At 59.9% G+C, this 18,980-nt stretch carries 13 protein-coding genes; 11 read left to right on the top strand and 2 right to left on the bottom strand.

Going from position 1 to position 18,980, the window contains the following annotated elements; genetic code table 11:
- Positions 1–65: 65 nt before the first annotated feature.
- On the bottom strand, positions 66–1,460 hold the full coding sequence (locus CER19_RS16890) for a PhoH family protein (protein ID WP_005785025.1): 1,395 nt from the start codon (positions 1,458–1,460) through the stop codon (positions 66–68).
- Positions 1,461–1,801: 341 nt separating this feature from the next.
- Positions 1,802–2,926, bottom strand: coding sequence for a polysaccharide deacetylase family protein (locus tag CER19_RS16885; RefSeq protein WP_116667214.1), 1,125 nt, complete (start codon positions 2,924–2,926; stop codon positions 1,802–1,804).
- Between the two features lie 243 nt (positions 2,927–3,169).
- Here CER19_RS16885 and yaaA point away from each other — a divergent pair, with 243 nt between their 5' ends.
- The 11 genes from yaaA (at position 3,170) to CER19_RS16825 (ending at position 18,980) form a co-directional block, all read left to right on the top strand.
- Entirely contained in the window at positions 3,170–3,949 is a 780-nt protein-coding gene (gene yaaA, locus CER19_RS16880; RefSeq protein ID WP_057710959.1) for a peroxide stress protein YaaA, read from the top strand.
- Positions 3,950–4,827: 878 nt separating this feature from the next.
- The gene (locus tag CER19_RS16875) at positions 4,828–6,144 is read left to right on the top strand and encodes a nucleotide sugar dehydrogenase (protein WP_003188741.1); all 1,317 of its coding nucleotides are present in this window, start codon (positions 4,828–4,830) and stop codon (positions 6,142–6,144) included.
- 82 nt (positions 6,145–6,226) lie between these two features.
- Entirely contained in the window at positions 6,227–7,708 is a 1,482-nt protein-coding gene (alg8, locus tag CER19_RS16870; RefSeq protein ID WP_165861641.1) for a mannuronan synthase, read from the top strand.
- Between the two features lie 37 nt (positions 7,709–7,745).
- Positions 7,746–8,912, top strand: coding sequence for an alginate biosynthesis protein Alg44 (locus CER19_RS16860; protein WP_032893484.1), 1,167 nt, complete (start codon positions 7,746–7,748; stop codon positions 8,910–8,912).
- Positions 8,913–9,022: 110 nt separating this feature from the next.
- A complete protein-coding gene (gene algK / locus CER19_RS16855) occupies positions 9,023–10,444 on the top strand; it encodes an alginate biosynthesis TPR repeat lipoprotein AlgK (RefSeq protein WP_116667291.1) in 1,422 nt (473 codons plus the stop codon).
- The gene (locus CER19_RS16850; protein ID WP_116667212.1) at positions 10,441–11,931 is read left to right on the top strand and encodes an alginate export family protein; all 1,491 of its coding nucleotides are present in this window, start codon (positions 10,441–10,443) and stop codon (positions 11,929–11,931) included. Before algK ends, CER19_RS16850 begins: the two co-directional genes overlap by 4 nt.
- On the top strand, positions 11,931–13,499 hold the full coding sequence (gene algG / locus CER19_RS16845) for a mannuronan 5-epimerase AlgG (RefSeq protein ID WP_032893489.1): 1,569 nt from the start codon (positions 11,931–11,933) through the stop codon (positions 13,497–13,499). The genes CER19_RS16850 and algG overlap by 1 nt, the downstream gene beginning before the upstream one ends.
- A gap of 11 nt (positions 13,500–13,510) precedes the next feature.
- Positions 13,511–14,959 (top strand): alginate O-acetyltransferase, encoded by a 1,449-nt coding sequence (locus tag CER19_RS16840; protein ID WP_116667290.1) that lies wholly within the window; start codon positions 13,511–13,513, stop codon positions 14,957–14,959.
- An 8-nt stretch (positions 14,960–14,967) separates the two neighbouring features.
- On the top strand, positions 14,968–16,077 hold the full coding sequence (locus tag CER19_RS16835) for a mannuronate-specific alginate lyase (RefSeq protein ID WP_116667211.1): 1,110 nt from the start codon (positions 14,968–14,970) through the stop codon (positions 16,075–16,077).
- Positions 16,078–16,266: 189 nt separating this feature from the next.
- On the top strand, positions 16,267–17,799 hold the full coding sequence (locus CER19_RS16830; protein ID WP_032877692.1) for an MBOAT family protein: 1,533 nt from the start codon (positions 16,267–16,269) through the stop codon (positions 17,797–17,799).
- Between the two features lie 11 nt (positions 17,800–17,810).
- Positions 17,811–18,980, top strand: a complete 1,170-nt coding sequence (locus CER19_RS16825; protein WP_116667210.1) for an alginate O-acetyltransferase — start codon at positions 17,811–17,813, stop codon at positions 18,978–18,980.

Below are 18,980 nucleotides of genomic sequence, written 5' to 3'. Positions count from 1 at the left end.
CGCACAAAACAAAAAACCCGGATTTCGTGAAAAATCCGGGGTTTTTCGCAGCGGGTTCAGCGTAGTTACAGATGGGACTCGGCGTATTCAGCCAGAATCGAACGCGGTACCCCTTGCAGCGCAATGTGCACGCCGTTCGGGAAGTCCTTGAAGCGTTCCGTCAGGTAAGTCAGCCCGGAGCTGGTCGCGGACAGGTAAGGGGTATCGATCTGCGCCAGGTTGCCCAGGCACACCACTTTGGAACCGGCGCCGGCACGGGTGATGATGGTTTTCATCTGGTGCGGCGTAAGGTTCTGGCATTCATCGATCAGAATCAGGCTTTGCTGGAAGCTGCGACCTCGGATGTAGTTGAGGGATTTGAACTGCAACGGCACTTTGCTGAGGATGTAGTCGACGCTGCCATGGGTGTTTTCGTCATCCATGTGCAAGGCTTCGAGGTTGTCGGTGATCGCCCCCAGCCACGGCTCCATTTTTTCCGCTTCGGTGCCGGGCAGAAAGCCGATCTCCTGGTCCAGGCCCTGCACGCTGCGGGTGGCGATGATGCGGCGATAGCGTTTGGTCACCATGGTCTGTTCGATGGCGGCGGCCAGGGCCAGGATGGTTTTGCCCGAACCCGCGGCGCCGGTCAGGTTGACCAGATGGATGTCCGGGTCGAGCAGCGCATAGAGCGCCAGGCTCTGGTAGATATCACGCGGTTTCAGGCCCCAGGCTTCCTGGTGCAACAGGGGTTCCTGATGCAGGTCGAGGATCAGCAACTTGTCGACCTGGATCTCTTTGATCCAGCCCACGAAGCCCTGTTCATCGACAATGAACTCATTGATATGCACGGCCGGCAGGTTGTCGATCAGTTGTACCTGATGCCAGGTGCGGCCGTGGTCCTGACGGGTTTCGACCTTGCTGACACGGTCCCAGAACGAGCCGGTCATCATGTGATAACCACGCGAAAGCATCGACACGTCGTCGACCAGTTGGTCGGTACTGTAGTCCTCGGCAGCGATCCCACACGCTCGTGCCTTGAGGCGCATATTAATGTCTTTGGTCACCAGCACCACGCGCAGGTCCTTGTCGCGGGCGTGCAGGTCGATCAATTGGTTGATGATTTTGTTGTCGTTCAGGTTTTCCGGCAGCAGGCTGTTGGGCTCGCTGCGCTTGCTCATCAGGATCGACAGCAAACCCTTGGGCCCGCTCTTGCCACGCTGGATGGGCACGCCGACTTCAACGTCCTCGGGCGAAGCTTCACCCAGGGTCTTATCGATCAGGCGGATGGCCTGGCGGCATTCGGCGGCAACGCTGTGGTGGCCGCTTTTGAGTTTGTCGAGCTCCTCAAGCACGATCATCGGGATGGCGACGTGGTGTTCTTCGAAGTTCAGCAGTGCGTTTGGATCGTGGATCAATACGTTGGTATCAAGCACATAAAGGATTGGCTGGTCGGAAGAAGGGTTACGTCCATGATCATCCATACTCGGTCACCTTTGTGGGAGCCATTCGACGCAATACCTGGGCGGTGCTGCGCCTCGATTCGACCACCGATTGCACCTTGAGTAAGGTCAAGTGCAGTGCCCACAGAAGGAGTCTTGGAAGACGCCACCTGTGCTGCAGGTTTCGGCGATCTGACTTCGTAATACCGCAAAACCCATGACAGGAAAAAGCACTTTGACGCTTTTTTGAAGTTTATTTTTCAGGATGACGAATAGCACTAGCCGAGTGCCATGTACCCCGTTAAAGTCGGAAGTCCGCCTGCATCGAAATGTCGCAGCAAATCACCCCGAAAATTCCTCATCCCCAGCAGGGCCGGGCATTCTCAGCGAAATGCCTCGCGACACTCTTGCCAACCCAAGCCACTCTGCGTCGTTGCCTGCAATACCATCGGCAATGCCACCCGCGCCTTGTCCTGGGTGTCGTGAAACACGATCACGCCTTTGCGCCACAGCAGCATCAGCGTCAGCACCCGCTGCGCCGACTCATCGGCCTTGAGCTTGCCCGGCTCGTCCTGGGAATCGATGTCCCATAACGCCACTTGCAAGCCCTGTTGCTGGAAGAAGCCCTGGCTGTCCGCACGGCGTTGCCCATACGGTGGGCGGAACAAGGGCACATAATTTTCCGGCATCAGGTTCTGTACCAGCCCGGCACTGCGGGTGATGGAGCTTTGCCAGTCGACCCAATGGCTGTGGGAGCGGTACTGCCAGCCCTGAAGACCCACGCACTGCCCTTGGTACAGCGCCTGCACATCGGCAGCGGAACTGCGCTCCACACGAGTTTGCAAGCTGCTGCCAAGAACAAAGAACGTCGCGTTCATCTTTTGCTTGCGCAGGTAATCGGTGAGCCAGTCGGTATTGCCGCTGACAGGTGCAGGGCCACCGTCGAAGGTCAGTAAAAACATCCGGTCATTGAGTTCATCACCGTTGCGCTCATGAGCGCCAAAGCGCGCCACTTCACTGCTGATTTGCGGAAACAGCGCAGCCTTGCGCAACAACTCGTCCAGATAGCGTACGTGGAAGTGCCGGCTGGGGGCGGCCCAGCCTATATAGAAAGAGTTGTCACTGACCTCGAACTTGCCAGCCTGCTCACGCAGGTCGTCCATGTTTTCCACCAGGTAGCAGAACGAGGCGTCTTCTTCGCAGCTCTGCTGGGCGAACGTGTAGTTCTCCAACAGCCGTTGCCAGAGCTGGCGACGCAGGTCGTCGATAGCAGCCAGGTTGATGATCTTCAACCCCAAGCGCTGCTTGAGCGCGGCGTCGTCCAGGGCTTCGCTGGCGAGCAGGCCGTGGGCAAACATCAGGATCTCCGCACGCGAAGCCACATCGAACAGCGCCGGGCTGGCGAGTTTTTCCGGCCAGGTACTACGATCCAGGCTGGCGACATCCACCGGCGCGGCCTGGGCATTCAGGCACAGCAGGCAAGCGGACAATAAAAGCGCTAAACGCACACGGGGTCTCCCTCTGCAGAGTTACCGCCCATCATAGCGGACTGGCCCGCCCTTTTTGTGTAGGAGCGAGCTTGCTCGCGAAAAACGTCTGGGCACCGCGTTTATTCAGTCTGCCAGCATTCTCGTTGACGACTTTCGCGAGCAAGCTCGCTCCTACGCAAAAACCGGGGCCTATCGGCTTGATAGGTGGAGTCGAACGCTCCAACCCCCTAGAATCCCCCCACGATTCCAGGAGCCAACTTCATGCTGATGGTGATTTCCCCCGCCAAAACCCTCGACTTCGAGTCCAAGCCGGTCACTGCGCGCTTCACCCAGCCGCAGTACCTGGACCACTCCCAGGAACTGATCGAGCAACTGCGCGAACTGAGCCCGGCGCAAATCAGTGAGCTGATGCACGTCTCCGACAAGATCGGTGGCCTCAACGCCGCGCGTTTCGGCAGCTGGACGCCCGCCTTCACTCCGGCCAACGCCAAGCAGGCGCTGCTGGCGTTCAAGGGCGACGTGTATACCGGCCTGAATGCCGAGACCTTCAGCGACGCTGATTTCAGCTATGCCCAGGACCACCTGCGCATGCTCTCGGGCCTCTACGGCCTGCTGCGCCCGTTGGATTTGATGATGCCGTACCGCCTGGAGATGGGTACCAAGCTGGCCAATGCCCGTGGCAAGGACCTTTACGCGTTCTGGGGCACGCGCATCAGCGAGTGGTTGAATGAGGCACTGGCCGAGCAAGGCGACGATGTGCTGCTCAACCTGGCGTCCAATGAGTATTTTTCGGCGGTCAAGCGCACGGCCTTGAAGGCACGGATCATCAACACCGAGTTCAAGGACCTGAAGAACGGCCAATACAAGATCATCAGCTTCTACGCGAAAAAAGCCCGGGGCATGATGAGCCGGTTTGTGATTGAAGAACGCATCAACGACCCGGCGCAGCTCAAGCAGTTCGATGTGCAGGGTTACCGCTTCAATGCGGAGCAGTCCAAGCCGGACAACCTGGTGTTCTTGCGCGATCACGCACCGGAATAAGACCGGTACAGCCACCAACATCAACTGTGGGAGCTGGCTTGCCTGCGATAGCGGTGTATCAGCAACATGTGAGTCAGCTGACCCTCCGCTATCGCAGGCACGCCAGCTCCCACCTTTTTTGTCTGCATTTCACCTCGAGAATCGTCATTTATTTGACGTCAAAAAATATCACGATACATCCCTAACAATTTCTTCACTCGACACTCGTCGGTTTTTTTCGTAGTGGCACCACTTTTTTTTAACAGTAGTGGCACAAAACTATCCTCTCGCACCAACTCCCCATAACTACTGGCCTAAATAGCAAGTGCTATCAATATAGTACCAGTGCCATCTTTTCTAATATTTCAAAAAATTTCCGGAAAGGGGATGAGCGGCCAGGAACTTCGTCCTGAAGCACCGCTCATACCACCGGTAACGAAATTCTCTGTTTACGTAAGAGATGACTTACATACCGACCAATGGAAGTAGCCAAGTTGTCATAAAGCACTTTGGCTCGAAGGTCATATTATCAACTGATTGAGTTGAGGGCGGCGATAAGGACTCATTGCCAACCCCTAAAGGCCAAGGCAGCGCTGACCTAAATGAGCCAGTGTTAACACCCAAGGCATTGATATCAAAAGGCTTATTGCCTGTATCAAAGCCCTGCGGCACTGGCGCCGGACCCTTCCGCCATGGAAAACCGGCTGCATTTCAGGGCAAGCCCCAATAACAAGGCCACGTTGCGCACAACTTGAGTGCAATAGTTAGTCACTCGCTATTTAACATGCCTGCACGCGGTAAGTCGGCGTCTATTCGCCCAACTTTCGCGGCATCAGTGACGCTTGCAAACATGAACTCCGGCCATCTAATGGCATGATTTAAACATAGAGGTAATTGCGATGCGCATCAGCATATTTGGTTTGGGTTACGTTGGCGCCGTGTGTGCCGGTTGCCTGTCTGCCCGAGGCCATGAAGTGGTCGGCGTAGACATCTCCAAGGAAAAGATCGACCTGATCAATGCGGGTAAATCCCCCATCGTTGAACCGGGTCTGGGCGAACTGTTGAGCCAAGGCATCGCAACCGGTCGACTGCGCGGCACCACCAACTTCGCCGAAGCCATCCGCGACACCGACCTGTCGATGATCTGCGTCGGTACGCCGAGCAAGAAAAACGGCGACCTGGAGCTCAACTACATCGAATCGGTATGCCGTGAGATCGGTTTTGTGCTGCGCGACAAGACCACTCGCCACACCATCGTGGTGCGCAGCACCGTACTGCCAGGCACCGTGGCCAATGTGGTGATCCCGATCCTCGAAGACTGCTCCGGCAAGAAAGCCGGTGTGGATTTCGGCGTTGCGGTCAACCCGGAGTTCCTGCGTGAATCCACCGCCATCGCCGACTACGACCTGCCGCCGATGACCGTCATCGGTGAGTTCGACACCGCCTCCGGCGATGTCCTGCAGTCGCTGTACGAAGAGCTCGATGCGCCGATCATCCGCAAAGACATCGCCGTCGCCGAAATGATCAAGTACACCTGCAACGTGTGGCACGCCACCAAAGTCACCTTCGCCAACGAGATCGGCAACATCGCCAAGGCCGTCGGCGTCGATGGTCGTGAAGTGATGGAAGTGGTGTGCCAGGACAAGACCCTCAACCTGTCCCAGTACTACATGCGCCCAGGCTTCGCTTTCGGCGGTTCGTGCCTGCCCAAAGACGTGCGTGCCCTCACCTACCGCGCCGGTTCCCTGGACGTGGAAGCACCGCTGCTCAACTCGCTGATGCGCAGCAACGAGTCCCAGGTACAGAACGCCTTCGACATCGTGTCCAGCCACGACAAGCGCAAAGTCGCGCTGCTGGGCCTGAGCTTCAAGGCCGGCACTGACGACCTGCGTGAAAGCCCGCTGGTAGAGCTGGCAGAAATGCTGATCGGCAAGGGTTACGACCTGAGCATCTACGACAGCAACGTCGAATACGCCCGTGTACATGGCGCGAACAAGGACTACATCGAAGGCAAGATCCCTCACGTGTCGTCCCTGCTCAACTCGGATTTCGATGATGTGATCAACAACTCCGACGTGATCATCCTCGGTAACCGTGACGAGAAGTTCCGTGCCCTGGCGCATAACGCTCCGGAAGGCAAGCAAGTGGTCGACCTGGTGGGCTTCATGTCCAAGGCCACCAGCGTGAGTGGCCGTACCGAAGGTATTTGCTGGTAACAGCAACGGCAAGTTTCAGGCTGCCAGTGGCTTACCCCCAGCGCTTGCAGCCTGAAGCCTCCTCACCTTGCGGATGACGCTTATGTCCAAGTTAAAACATGTATTTCTGCAATCCGCCGGCTGGCTGTTCTTTCTCAGCCTGCTGATGGGTCTCGCCCTGCTGTTGCCGGCGAGCACCTTCGATTCGCAATCGAAGAATTTTATTTTCCTGATTGGTGCCGTGGGTATCTGGCGCTACTCGATGGGCGCGACGCATTTCTTTCGCGGCATGCTGTTCCTGTACGTGGTGTACCCGCACCTGCGCCGCAAAGTGCGCAAGCTGGGCAAGGCCGCCGACCCGTCCCATGTGTTCCTGATGGTCACCAGTTTTCGCATCGACGCGCTGACCACCGCCCAGGTCTATAGCTCGGTGATTCGCGAAGCCATCGACTGCGGCTTCCCCACCACCGTGGTCTGCTCGCTGGTGGAAATGTCCGATGAGCTGCTGGTCAAGAGCCTCTGGGAAAAGCTCAACCCGCCGGCTCACGTCAAGCTCGACTTCGTGCGTATCGCCGGTACTGGCAAGCGTGACGGCCTGGCGTTCGGTTTCCGTGCCATCTCCCGCCACTTGCCGGACGACCGCGCCGTGGTTGCCGTGATCGATGGCGACACCGTGCTGGCCGAAGGCGTAGTGCGCAAGACCGTGCCGTGGTTCCAGCTGTTCGGCAATGTCGGTGGCCTGACCACCAACGAATTCTGCGAAGTGCGCGGCGGCTACATCATGAGCGAATGGCACAAGCTGCGCTTCGCCCAACGCCACATCAACATGTGCTCCATGGCTCTGTCCAAGCGCGTGCTGACCATGACCGGGCGCATGTCGGTGTTCCGCGCCAGCGTAGTGACTGACCCGGGCTTTATCGCCGACGTGGAAAGCGACTCGCTGCAACACTGGCGCCTGGGCCGCTTCAAGTTCCTCACCGGGGATGACAAGTCCAGCTGGTTCAGCCTGATGCGCCTGGGCTACGACACCTTCTACGTGCCGGATGCCGCGATCAATCCCGTGGAACACCCGCCGGAAAAGAGCTTTATCAAAGCCAGCCGCAAGCTGATGTTCCGCTGGTACGGCAACAACCTGCGCCAGAACTCCCGTGCCCTGGGCCTGGGCGTGCGTCGCCTCGGCTTGTTCACCAGCGTGGTGCTGTTCGACCAGCGCGTGTCGATGTGGACCTCCCTGCTCGGCCTGACCGTGGCCATGATCGCCACCTTCAAGTACGGCGGCGCGTTCATCCTCGCCTACCTGCTGTGGATCGGCATTACCCGCCTGATCCTCACCCTGCTGTTGTCGTGCTCCGGCCACAAGATCGGCCCGGCCTACCCGCTGATTCTCTATTACAACCAGATCATGGGCGCGTTGGTGAAGATCTACGTGTTCTTCCGCCTTGATCAACAGTCCTGGACCCGCCAGGACACCAAACTGACCCGCGATTTGGCCAGCTTTCAACGTTGGTTCAACACCTGGTCGTCTCGGACCATGACCTTCTCCGCCGGCAGCATCTTCGTTGCCGTGTTGCTGATGATGGTCTGACCCTGCCAAGCCTGAATTAACTAGGAAATCGAATACTATGAACAGCCAAGTAAACGCCAACGTTGTCCACGAATCCGAAGCCCAGCGCCAACACGCCCGGGTGAAAATCCCGGCCAAGCTGCGCTTCTTCAACAGCGACCGCACGCCGACCGAAGCAAAGGTTATCGACCTGTCCGCCGGCGGCCTGGCCTTCACCGCCACCCAGCCGCTCACCATCGGCCAAGTGCACAAAGGCCGCCTGCAGTTCGTGATCGACAACCTCGGCCTGGCCATGGACGTGGAGCTGCAGATTCGCTCCTACGACCGCCAGACCGGCCGCACCGGTTGCCAGTTCCAGAACCTCGATGCCCAGGATATTTCCACCCTGCGCCACCTGATCACCTCGCACCTGTCTGGCGACATCGTGACTATGGGCGACGTACTCGCGACCCTGCAACGCGACAACTTCACCAAGGCACGCAAGGTCAAGGATGGCGGCAGCGGCATGACCGCGTTCGGTCGCCTGCGCGCCGTGACCTTCAGCCTGGCGATCTTTTTGGTGGGCCTGGCGGCCTTCGGTTTTGTGGTCAAGTCGCTCTACGGCATGTACTTCGTCAGCCACGCCCAGGCCGGCCTCGTCAGCGTACCGGGCATGAACGTGACCATGCCCCGTGACGGCACCGTGCAAAGCCTGCTCAAAGGTGACTCGGTAGCGGCCAAGGGCGCGCCACTGGCTACTTTCAGCACGAGCATGCTCGATGTACTCAAGGGCCACTTGGACGAAGACCAGTTGCAACCGGCCAAGGTTGAAGAGCTGTTCGGCAAGCAAATGACCGGCACCCTGACGTCGCCCTGCGATTGCGTGGTAGCCCAGCAATTGGTCGCCGACGGCCAGTACGCCAGCAAAGGTGATGTGATCTTCCAACTGGTGCCACGCGGCAGCCAGGCCAATGTGGAAGCGCGCTTCAGCTATCGCCAGTTTGGTGATGTGCGCCCAGGTACGCAGGTGAACTTCCAGGTCGCCGACGAAGAACAAGTGCGCACCGGCACCATCGTCAGCAGCACCAGCCTGAACAGCGCCGACCTGTCCTCCGACATCCGCGTGCAAATCAAGCCCGACGCACCGCTGGACAGCACCTACGCCGGCCGCCCGGTGGAAGTCACCAGCGACCGTGGCCCATCGTTGAACTGGCTGATCGACAAAGCCATGGCTCACGGTCTGTAAGCGAGGACATGCCTGTGAACTCTATTCCAACAACACCGCTGACCTCTGTGGGAGCCGGGCTTGCCCGCGATGCAGGCGACTCGGTGCATCAGTTGCACCGCAGCGATGCCATCGCAGGCAAGCCAGCTCCCACACAGAGCAGATTTCACTTGGCCTCTGCGTACTGCGCGCTGGCACTGGCCGTAAGCCTGGCCGGTTGCGCCGGCCTGCCCGACCAGCGCCTGGCCAACGAAGCCCTCAAGCGCGGCGACACCGTCACCGCCCAGCAGAATTACCAGCAACTGGCGGAACTGGGCTACAGCGAGGCCCAGGTGGGCCTGGCCGATATCCAGGTCGGCACCCGCGATCCGGCGCAGATCCAGCAGGCCGAAGCCACTTACCGTGCAGCGGCGGACACCTCGCCACGCGCCCAGGCACGCCTGGGTCGCCTGCTGGCGACCAAGCCCGGCGCCAGCGAAGCCGAACACCACGAAGCCGAAACGTTGCTGAAAAAAGCCTTTGCCAATGGCGAAGGCAATACCTTGATCCCGCTGGCAATGCTGTACCTGCAATACCCGCACAGCTTTCCCAACGTGAATGCCCAACAGCAGATCAGCAAGTGGCAGGCAGCCGGTTACCCGGAGGCCGGCCTGGCCCAGGTGCTGCTGTATCGCACCCAGGACACCTACGACCAACACCTGGACGATGTGGAGCGCATCTGCAAAGCCGCGCTGAACACCACCGATATCTGCTACGTCGAGCTGGCCACGGTCTATCAGAAAAAACAGCAGCCGGAACAACAGGCCGAACTGCTCAAGCAAATGGAAGCCGGCTACAGCCGTGGCACCGTCACCGCCCAGCGCGTCGACAGCGTCGCCCGCGTACTCGGCGATGCCACCCTCGGCACCCCGGACGAAAAAACCGCCCAGGCTTTGCTTGAAAAAATCGCCCCCGGCTACCCGGCGTCCTGGGTCAGCCTGGCGCAACTGCTCTACGACTTTCCCGAACTGGGCGACGTCGACCAGATGATGAAGTACCTCGACAACGGCCGTGCCGCCGACCAGCCACGCGCTGAATTGCTGCTGGGCAAGCTCTACTACGAAGGCAAGTGGGTGCCGGCCGATGCCAAGGCTGCCGAGGCGCATTTCGAAAAAGCCGTGGGCCGTGAAGTGGCCGCCGATTACTACCTCGGCCAGATCTACCGCCGTGGCTACCTGGGCAAGGTTTACCCGCAAAAAGCCCTGGACCACCTGCTGACCGCAGCGCGCAACGGCCAGAACAGCGCCGACTTCGCCATCGCCCAACTGTTTTCCCAAGGCAAGGGCACCAAGCCCGACCCGTTGAACGCCTATGTCTTCAGCCAGTTGGCCAAGGCCCAGGACACGCCAGAGGCCAACGACCTAGCCACCCAGCTTGAAGCGCCGCTGACGCCTGAGCAACGCGCCGAAGGCCAACGCCTGGTGCAACAGGAACTGGCCGCCCGCGGCACCCTGGCCCAAAGCACGCTGCAACTGCACGCCCTGCAAGAAGAAGACGGCGAGGAATCCCTATGAAGCTCAACCCATTCGTCAAGGCCGGTATCGGCCTGTCCTTCGCCCTGCTTTGGTCGTGCCCGACCCTGGCCGCGCTCACCGAAGCCAAGAATTTCGGCCTGGAAGTCAAAGCCACCGCGCAGTCTGAAGATGACCGCGACCTCGGCACCCAGAAAGGCGGCGACGTCAACGGCATCGGCCTCGACCTGCGCCCCTGGATCTACGGCGAAAGCGGCGCGTGGAGTGCCTACGCCATGGGCCAGGCGGTGGTGTCCAGCGACATCATCGAGACCGACACCCTGCAACAGTCGGCCGATGACACCACCGAGCAGCAGTCGAGCAACGACGACCGCAAGGCCAAGAAAAACTATCTGGCCCTGCGTGAGTTCTGGGTCGGCTACAGCGGCTTCACGCCCTACCCCGGCGAGATCCTCAAGTTCGGCCGCCAGCGCCTGCGCAATGACGACGGCCAATGGCGCGACACCAACATCGAAGCGCTGAACTGGACCTTCGACACCACCTTGCTCAAGGCCAATGTCGGCGCCGCCGAACGCTTCAGCGAATACCGCACCGACCTCAAGGAGTTGTCGCCGGTCGACAAAGACCGCCAGCACTTCTACGCCGACGCTGCCTACCAGTGGACGCCGGGCCAGTGGATCGGCGCGCGCGGCCACCACACCCATGACGACGGCAAGCTCGACTACGCCGAACCGGGTGTCGCCAGCGACCCGTTGGACAAGCGCGAAAACGGCGACCTGACCTGGCTGGGCATCGAAGCCAACAGCGATGCCTATAACTGGCGCAACACCAACACGGTCAACTACTGGGCCAGCATCACCGGCATGCGCGGCGACCGCGACAAGGTCAACGCCTTGAACGCCGACGGCACGCGCCCCACCAGCGCCAAGCGCAGCGATGACCTGAGCGGCTGGGCCACCGACATCGGCGTGCGCCTGCGCCTGGACCCGCAGTGGCAAGTGGGTGCTGCCTATTCCCGCGCCAGTGCCGAGTACGAGCAGAACGGCCTGCAAAGCAACCGTTCGAACTGGACTGGTACCCAGTCTCGCGTGCATCGCTTCGGTGAAGCGTTTCGCGGCGAAATGAACAACATGCAGTCCATGAGCCTGTTCGGTTCCTGGCAACTGCGCGAGGACTATGACGCCAGCCTGGTGTACCACAAGTTCTGGCGCGTGGACGGCAACAAACCGGTGGGCAGCAACGGTATCGACGCGGTGCAGAACAACACCGATGACGTCACCGGCGCGATCCTCTCCAGCACCTCCCTGCCCCTTGAAGACGGCAAGAAAGACCTCGGCCAAGAGATGGACCTGGTGGTCACCAAGTACTTCAAGAAAGGCTTGCTGCCTGCGGCGCTGAGCCAGTCGATCGACGAGCCGTCGGCCCTGGTGCGTTTGCGTGCCGGCGTGTTCAAGCCCGGCGATGCCTATGGCAGCCAGGTCGACTCCTACATGCACCGCGCGTTCGTCGACGTGGTCTGGAAATTCTGATGGGAGCCTGCGCCATGAATGCTCAAAGCCTACTCGTCGCGGCAATGCTGATGGCCAGCGCCACAGCGTTCGCCGATACGGCGGCCAAGGCGCCGACCATCGCCAAGGAACTGCAACAGGCCAAGACCTACACCATTTCCAGCCCGCCCACCGCGCCGCTGGAAATGGCCAAGCCGGCGCTGCCCGACCTGTCGGGCTACACCGCGCAGGCGATGGAAAAGAAGATCGTCAAGACCAAGGCGGGCAAAATCAGCATCCGCCGCATGATGCAGGAAGACGCGCTCAAGGACTTTATCGGCGGCGATAACAAGATGGCCGAATGGGTGGTGCGCCAGCATGGCATTCCCCAGGCGATCTTCGTCGACGACGGTTACATGAACCTCAAGGACCTACTGGGCAAGGTGCCCAAGCAGTACTTCAGCGAAACCTCGCCGGGGGTGTTCCTGGCCAAGTTGCCGATCGTGGTGGGCCGTAAAGGCATCCTCGACATCGACAAAAACACCCAGGAACTGCGCCTGTCCCAGCAAGCCGGCTCGTTTTTGATCAACGACGGCCAGCTGTTCGTGCGTGACACCAAGGTCACCGGCTGGGACGAAAAAGCCAACGGCCCGGCGCTGTTCAAGTCGGCCAAAGAGTTCCGCCCGTTCCTGCTGGCCTGGGGCGGCACCGAGACCTATATCTCCAAGACCAAGATGGCCAGCTTCGGCTACGCCAACAGTAAGTCGTACGGGGTGAGTATTTCCCAGTACACGCCGAACATGGCCAAGGTGCTCAAGCGCCCTGAACCGACCGGCTGGATCATCGACTCCGAGTTCTCGGACATGTGGTACGGCTTCTACTGCTACGAGACCACAGGCTTTGTGATCAAGGGCAATACCTACAAAGACAACATCGTCTACGGCATTGACCCCCACGACCGTTCCCACGGCCTGATCATCGCGGACAACACCGTGTACGGCACCAAGAAGAAGCACGGCATCATCATTTCCCGGGAGGTGAACGACAGCTTCATCTTCAACAACCGCAGCTATGACAACAAGCTGTCGGGCTTGGTGATCGACCGTAACAGCGTCAACAACCTGATCGCCGACAACGAGATCTACCGCAACCACACCGACGGCATCACCCTCTATGAGAGCGGCGACAACCTGCTGTGGGGCAACAAGGTGATCAGCAACCGTCGCCACGGAATCCGCGTGCGTAACAGCGTGAACATCAAGCTCTACGAAAACACCTCGATGGCCAACGGCCTGACCGGCGTGTACGGCCACATCAAGGACTTGACCGACACCGACCGCGACATCGCCCTCGACCCGTTCGATGCCAAGGTGTCGCTGATCGTGGTCGGCGGTGAACTGGCGGGTAACGGCAGCGGGCCGCTGTCCATCGACTCGCCGTTGAGTATCGAGCTGTATCGCGTGTCGATGCTGGCGCCGACCAAATCCAGCGGCATCAGCTTCTCCGGCATCCTGGGTGACCGCCAGGAAGAAATTCTCGACCTGCTGGTGCGCCAGCAGAAAGCCGTGCTGATCGACCCCGTCGAACGCCAGACCGAATTGCAGGACTGAGGATGACCCTTATGCACCCACACATGATCAAACTGCTGAGCCTCTCGGGTCTGACCCTCGGCCTGCTGGCGGCCAGCCAGGGCGTACGCGCCGATGAAGTGAAAGCCCCGACCTTCACCGCCGAACCGTGCTGCAGCCTGTGCCCGGCCGCCCATGACGCGAAAAACTACACCACGCGCTACCAGCAGAACTTCACCACCCTGGTACAAGCCCAGGGCGACTGGCTGTTCCGTACCCAGGAAGACCTGCGCACCGAATTCGACACCACCCCGGCCGGCTACAAACGCATGCAGCAGCTGCACGATGCGTTCAAGGCCAAGGGCGTGGAACTGGTGGTGGTCTACCAGCCGACCCGTGGCCTGGTGAACCGCAACAAGCTCAACCCTGAGGAAAAGGCCAAATACGATTTCGACAAGGCCTTGACCAACTACAAGACCATGCTCGGTCGTTTCGCCAAGATGGGCTACGTGGTGCCAGACCTATCGCCGCTGACCAACGAGCAACTGCCGGATGAATTGCCGGCCCACGATTTCTACTTCCGTGGCGACCAGCACTGGACCCCATACGGCGCCCAGCGCACCGCGAAAATCGTCGCGGCCAAGGTCAAGCAGATGCCGGAATATGCCGAGATTCCCAAGCGTGAGTTCGAGACCAAGCGCTCGGGCCGCATGGGCAAGACCGGCACCCTGCACAACATGGCCGGGCAACTGTGCGGCACCAGCTATGCGATCCAGTACATGGACCAGTTCACCACCGAACCCAAGGGCGAGGCCGGTGACGGTGACCTGTTCAGTGATTCGGGCAACCCACAGATCACCCTGGTGGGTACCAGCCATAGCGGCAAGAACTACAACTTTGCCGGTTTCCTCGAAGAAGAAATCGGTGCCGACATCCTCAACGTCGCCTTCCCCGGCGGTGGCCTGGAAGGCTCGATGTTGCAGTACCTGGGCAGCGACGAGTTCCAGAAGACCCCACCGAAGATCCTGATCTGGGAATTCTCGCCGCTGTACCGTCTCGACCAGGAAACCATCTACCGCCAGATGATGGCGCTGCTGGACAACGGCTGCGAAGGCAAGACCGCGCAGATGTCGGCCAGCACCACGCTCAAACCCGGCAAAAACGAACTGATGGTCAACAGCGCCAACAAAGACCTGCGCAACGCCAACCATCAGGTCGATATCCGCTTCGCCGATCCGTCGGTGAAAACCTTGCAAGCCACCCTCTGGTACATGAACGGGCGCCACGAGGACATCAAGATCGAGAAACCCGAAACATCCGATACAGACGGGCGTTTCGCCTTTGAACTGCGCACCGATGAAGACTGGGCCTCGCAGAACTTGCTGGCCGTGGAAGTGCAGGGCCCCGAAGCGGGCGCTGCGGCGCAGAAGGTTGAAGCGAAAATTTGCACACGCAACGTATTCCCAAGCGGTGGTCAGCAGACCGCCCAACTCGGGAAGTGAGGTTACCTATGCAAAAGTTATTGCTCCCTGGCCTGCTGGGCCTGGCCATGTTCGCAGGTTCCGTCAATGCGGCGGCGCCACTGCGTCCGCCCCAGGGCTATTTCGCACCGATCGAAGCGTTCAAGACCGGCGACTTCAAGAATGATTGCGACAGCATGCCAACGCCCTACACCGGGCCGTTGCAGTTTCGCAGCAAGTACGAAGGCTCCGACAAGGCCCGTTCGACCCTGAATGTGCAGTCGGAAAAAGCCTTTCGCGACAGCACCGCTGACATCACCAAGCTGGAAAAAGACACCAGCAAGCGCGTGATGCAGTTCATGCGCGACGGCCGTCCACAGCAGCTCGAATGCACCCTGAACTGGCTGGTGTCATGGGCCAAGGCCGATGCGTTGATGTCCAAGGACTTCAACCACACCGGCAAGTCCATGCGCAAATGGGCGCTGGGCAGCATGGCCTCGGCCTATGTACGTCTGAAGTTCTCCGAATCGCAACCGCTGGCCAAGTACCCGCAGCAAGCCCAGCAAATCGAAGCCTGGTTCAACAAGCTGGCCGACCAGGTGGTGAGCGACTGGGACAACCTGCCCCTGGAAAAAACCAACAACCACTCCTACTGGGCCGCGTGGTCGGTGATGGCAACGTCCATCGCTACCAACCGCCGCGACCTGTTTGATTGGGCGGTGAAGGAATACAAGGTCGGCGTGAACCAGGTCGATGACCAGGGTTTCCTGCCGAACGAATTGAAGCGCCAGCAGCGCGCCCTGTCGTACCACAACTACGCCCTGCCGCCGCTGTCGATGATCGCCAGTTTTGCGCTGGTCAACGGTGTGGACCTGCGCCAGGAAAACAACAGCGCGCTCAAGCGCCTGGGCGACAAGGTGCTGGCCGGGGTGAAAGACCCGGACATCTTCGAGCAGAAAAACGGCAAAGAGCAGGACATGAAAGACCTCAAGGAAGACATGAAGTTTGCCTGGCTTGAGCCCTTCTGCACGCTCTACACCTGCGCCCCGGAGGTGATCGAGCGCAAGCATGGCATGCAACCGTTCAAGACCTTCCGCCTGGGCGGTGACCTGACCAAGGTCTACGACCCGGCGCATGAAAAAGGCAATAAAGGCAGCTAGTCGCTGATCGTTCCCACGCTCTGCGTGGGAATGCAGCACGGGACGCTGTGCGTCCCAAAGCGTGGCGCAGAGCGCCACAAGAGGCATTCCCACGCAGAGCGTGGGAACGATCACAGCCTCCCCCGAAATCGTGGGGGGGTTTGGGGGGGCTCTGGCCCTTGACTGTTGGTTAAACATGGAGAGATCGGGATGGTTTTCTCGTCCAATGTGTTCCTGTTTCTGTTCTTGCCGATCTTTCTCGGCTTGTACTACTTGAGCGGGCAACGCTATCGCAACCTGCTGCTGCTGATTGCCAGCTACGTGTTCTACGCCTGGTGGCGAGTGGACTTCCTGGCGCTGTTCGCGGCCGTCACGCTGTGGAACTACTGGATCGGCCTCAAGGTCGGTGCCGCCGGTGTACGCACCAAGCCGGCGCAGCGTTGGCTGTTGCTTGGGGTGGCGGTCGACCTGTGCATCCTCGGCTACTTCAAGTACGCCAACTTCGGTGTCGACAGCATCAATGTGATGATGAAGTCGGCAGGCCTGGAGCCGTTCATCCTCACCCACGTGCTGTTGCCGATCGGGATCTCGTTCTACATTTTCGAGTCCATCAGCTACATCATCGACGTGTACCGTGGTGACACGCCGGCAACGCGTAACCTGATCGACTTTGCGGCGTTCGTGGCGATCTTCCCGCACCTGATTGCCGGCCCGGTGTTGCGTTTTCGCGACCTGGCCGACCAGTTCAACAACCGCACCCACACCCTGGATAAATTCTCCGAGGGCTGCACGCGGTTCATGCAGGGTTTCATCAAGAAGGTCTTTATTGCTGACACCCTCGCGGTGGTGGCCGACCATTGCTTCGCCCTGCAAAACCCCACCACGGGCGATGCCTGGCTCGGCGCGCTGGCCTACACCGCGCAACTGTACTTCGACTTCTCCGGCTACAGCGACATGGCCATTGGCTTGGGCTTGATGATGGGTTTCCGCTTCATGGAAAACTTCAAGCAGCCCTACATCAGCCAGTCGATCACCGAGTTCTGGCGGCGCTGGCACATCAGCCTGTCCACCTGGCTGCGTGACTACCTGTACATCACCCTGGGCGGCAACCGCAAAGGCACCCTGACCACCTACCGCAACCTGTTCCTGACCATGTTGCTCGGTGGCCTGTGGCATGGCGCGAACATCACCTACATCGTGTGGGGCGCCTGGCACGGCATGTGGCTGGCGATTGAAAAAGCCATCGGCCTGAACACCGCGCCGCGCAGTTTCAATGTGCTGCGCTGGGCCTTCACCTTCCTGCTGGTGGTGATGGGCTGGGTGATCTTCCGCGCCGAAAACCTGCACGTCGCAGGCCGCATGTACGGTGCGATGTTCAGCTTCAGCGAATGGTCGCTGTCGGAACTCAACCGCGCCAACCTTACCGGCCTGCAAGTGGCAACCCTGGTAGTGGCCTACGCCACGTTGGCGTTCTTCGGTCTGCGTGACTTCTACACCAATCGCCCTGCCGACAAGACCAAGCCGGCTGATCCGAGCCTGATCAAGGCGGTACCTGGCGACAACCCAGGCAGCATTCACGAGCCCGGTTTCAGCGTGGGCCGTGACGCCGCCGTGCAACCGGCCTACTGGACCGCTGACTGGCCACGCTACGCCATGCGCGCTGCGGTGCTGCTGCTGTTCGTGGCGTCGATTCTCAAACTGTCGGCGCAGAGTTTCTCGCCGTTCCTTTACTTCCAATTCTGAGGGAGCCGACCATGACCCGCTCATTACGCGTCCTCTACATAAGCCTGTTCCTGGTGCTGTTGCTGGCACTCGGCGCCTGGTCGCTGCGCAGCTTCTTTGGCTTCAGCACCAACGCCGATGCCACCGTGCTCAACGGTCGCTGGACCAAAGCCGTCGAGACCCACTACGACGACGAGTTCCCGATCAAGCGCCTGGGCACCAACCTGTGGGCCGCGCTGGACTACAAGCTGTTCAATGAAGGGCGCCCTGGCGTGGTGCTGGGCCGCGATAACTGGTTGTACAGCGACGAGGAATTCACCCCCGCCGTCAACGAAGACCAGAACCTGCAAGGCAACTACGCGCTGGTCGAAGGCGTACGCCAGAAGCTCAAGGCCCAGGGTATCCAACTGGTGATGGCGATCGTGCCGGCCAAGGTGCGCCTGTATCCGGAGCATCTGGGTGAAGTGAAACCGGCCAGCGTGCACGCCAACCTGTACCAGGACTTCCATGCCCGAGTGGCGGCGGACAACATTCCTGCTCCAGATCTGCTCGGCCCGCTGCAACAGGCCAAGCTCGCCGGCAAGCAAGTGTTCCTGCGCACCGATACTCACTGGACACCGGACGGTGCCGAAGTCGCCGCCAAGCAATTGGCCAAGGCGATTGCCGACAAGACCCCACTGAGCGGCGAGCCGCAGCGCTTTGTCACCGAGGCTGAGAAAACCGAGCCGCATAAAGGCGACTTGCGTTTGTTCCTGCCCCTGGACCCGCTGTTCGAAAACCTGATGCCGCCTAAAGAGCCGCTGGAAAAACGCGTCACGCACCTGGCCGAAGAGAAAGGTGATGACGCGCTGTTCAGCGACAGCGAAACCCCGGTGGCCTTGGTGGGCACCAGCTACAGCGCCAACCCCAACTGGAACTTCGTGGGCGCGCTCAAGCAAGCCTTGCACAGCGACGTGGTCAGCTACGCCGAAGACGGCCACGGCCCGATCCTGCCGATGCTCAGCTACCTCAAAAGTGACGACTTCAAGAACAACCCGCCCCAGGTGCTGATCTGGGAATTCCCCGAACGCTATCTGCCCGTGAATAACGAAATCGGTGACGCCGACCCAGCGTGGGTTGCGCAGCTTAAACAAGCCGGTTCGCGCCAACAAAACATGGCAATCAACACTAAATCCGAGACGCCCGACCGGGCGCAAAACTGA

Origin of the sequence: Pseudomonas sp. GL93 (genome assembly GCF_003408955.1) — a bacterium.
In the GTDB taxonomy this organism is placed as follows: Bacteria; Pseudomonadota; Gammaproteobacteria; order Pseudomonadales; family Pseudomonadaceae; genus Aquipseudomonas; species Aquipseudomonas paracarnis.
This window is presented reverse-complemented; position numbering and strand designations above follow the sequence as displayed.

Excerpts from the sequence above, each read along its gene's own strand:
- CER19_RS16890 (WP_005785025.1), bottom strand. The coding sequence starts at position 1,460 with ATGGATGATCATGGACGTAACCCTTCTTCCGACCAGCCAATCCTTTAT.
- yaaA (WP_057710959.1), top strand. The coding sequence starts at position 3,170 with ATGCTGATGGTGATTTCCCCCGCCAAAACCCTCGACTTCGAGTCCAAG.
- CER19_RS16875 (WP_003188741.1), top strand. The coding sequence starts at position 4,828 with ATGCGCATCAGCATATTTGGTTTGGGTTACGTTGGCGCCGTGTGTGCC.
- alg8 (WP_165861641.1), top strand. The coding sequence starts at position 6,227 with ATGTCCAAGTTAAAACATGTATTTCTGCAATCCGCCGGCTGGCTGTTC.
- CER19_RS16860 (WP_032893484.1), top strand. The coding sequence starts at position 7,746 with ATGAACAGCCAAGTAAACGCCAACGTTGTCCACGAATCCGAAGCCCAG.
- CER19_RS16850 (WP_116667212.1), top strand. The coding sequence starts at position 10,441 with ATGAAGCTCAACCCATTCGTCAAGGCCGGTATCGGCCTGTCCTTCGCC.
- algG (WP_032893489.1), top strand. The coding sequence starts at position 11,931 with ATGGGAGCCTGCGCCATGAATGCTCAAAGCCTACTCGTCGCGGCAATG.
- CER19_RS16840 (WP_116667290.1), top strand. The coding sequence starts at position 13,511 with ATGCACCCACACATGATCAAACTGCTGAGCCTCTCGGGTCTGACCCTC.
- CER19_RS16835 (WP_116667211.1), top strand. The coding sequence starts at position 14,968 with ATGCAAAAGTTATTGCTCCCTGGCCTGCTGGGCCTGGCCATGTTCGCA.
- CER19_RS16830 (WP_032877692.1), top strand. The coding sequence starts at position 16,267 with ATGGTTTTCTCGTCCAATGTGTTCCTGTTTCTGTTCTTGCCGATCTTT.
- CER19_RS16825 (WP_116667210.1), top strand. The coding sequence starts at position 17,811 with ATGACCCGCTCATTACGCGTCCTCTACATAAGCCTGTTCCTGGTGCTG.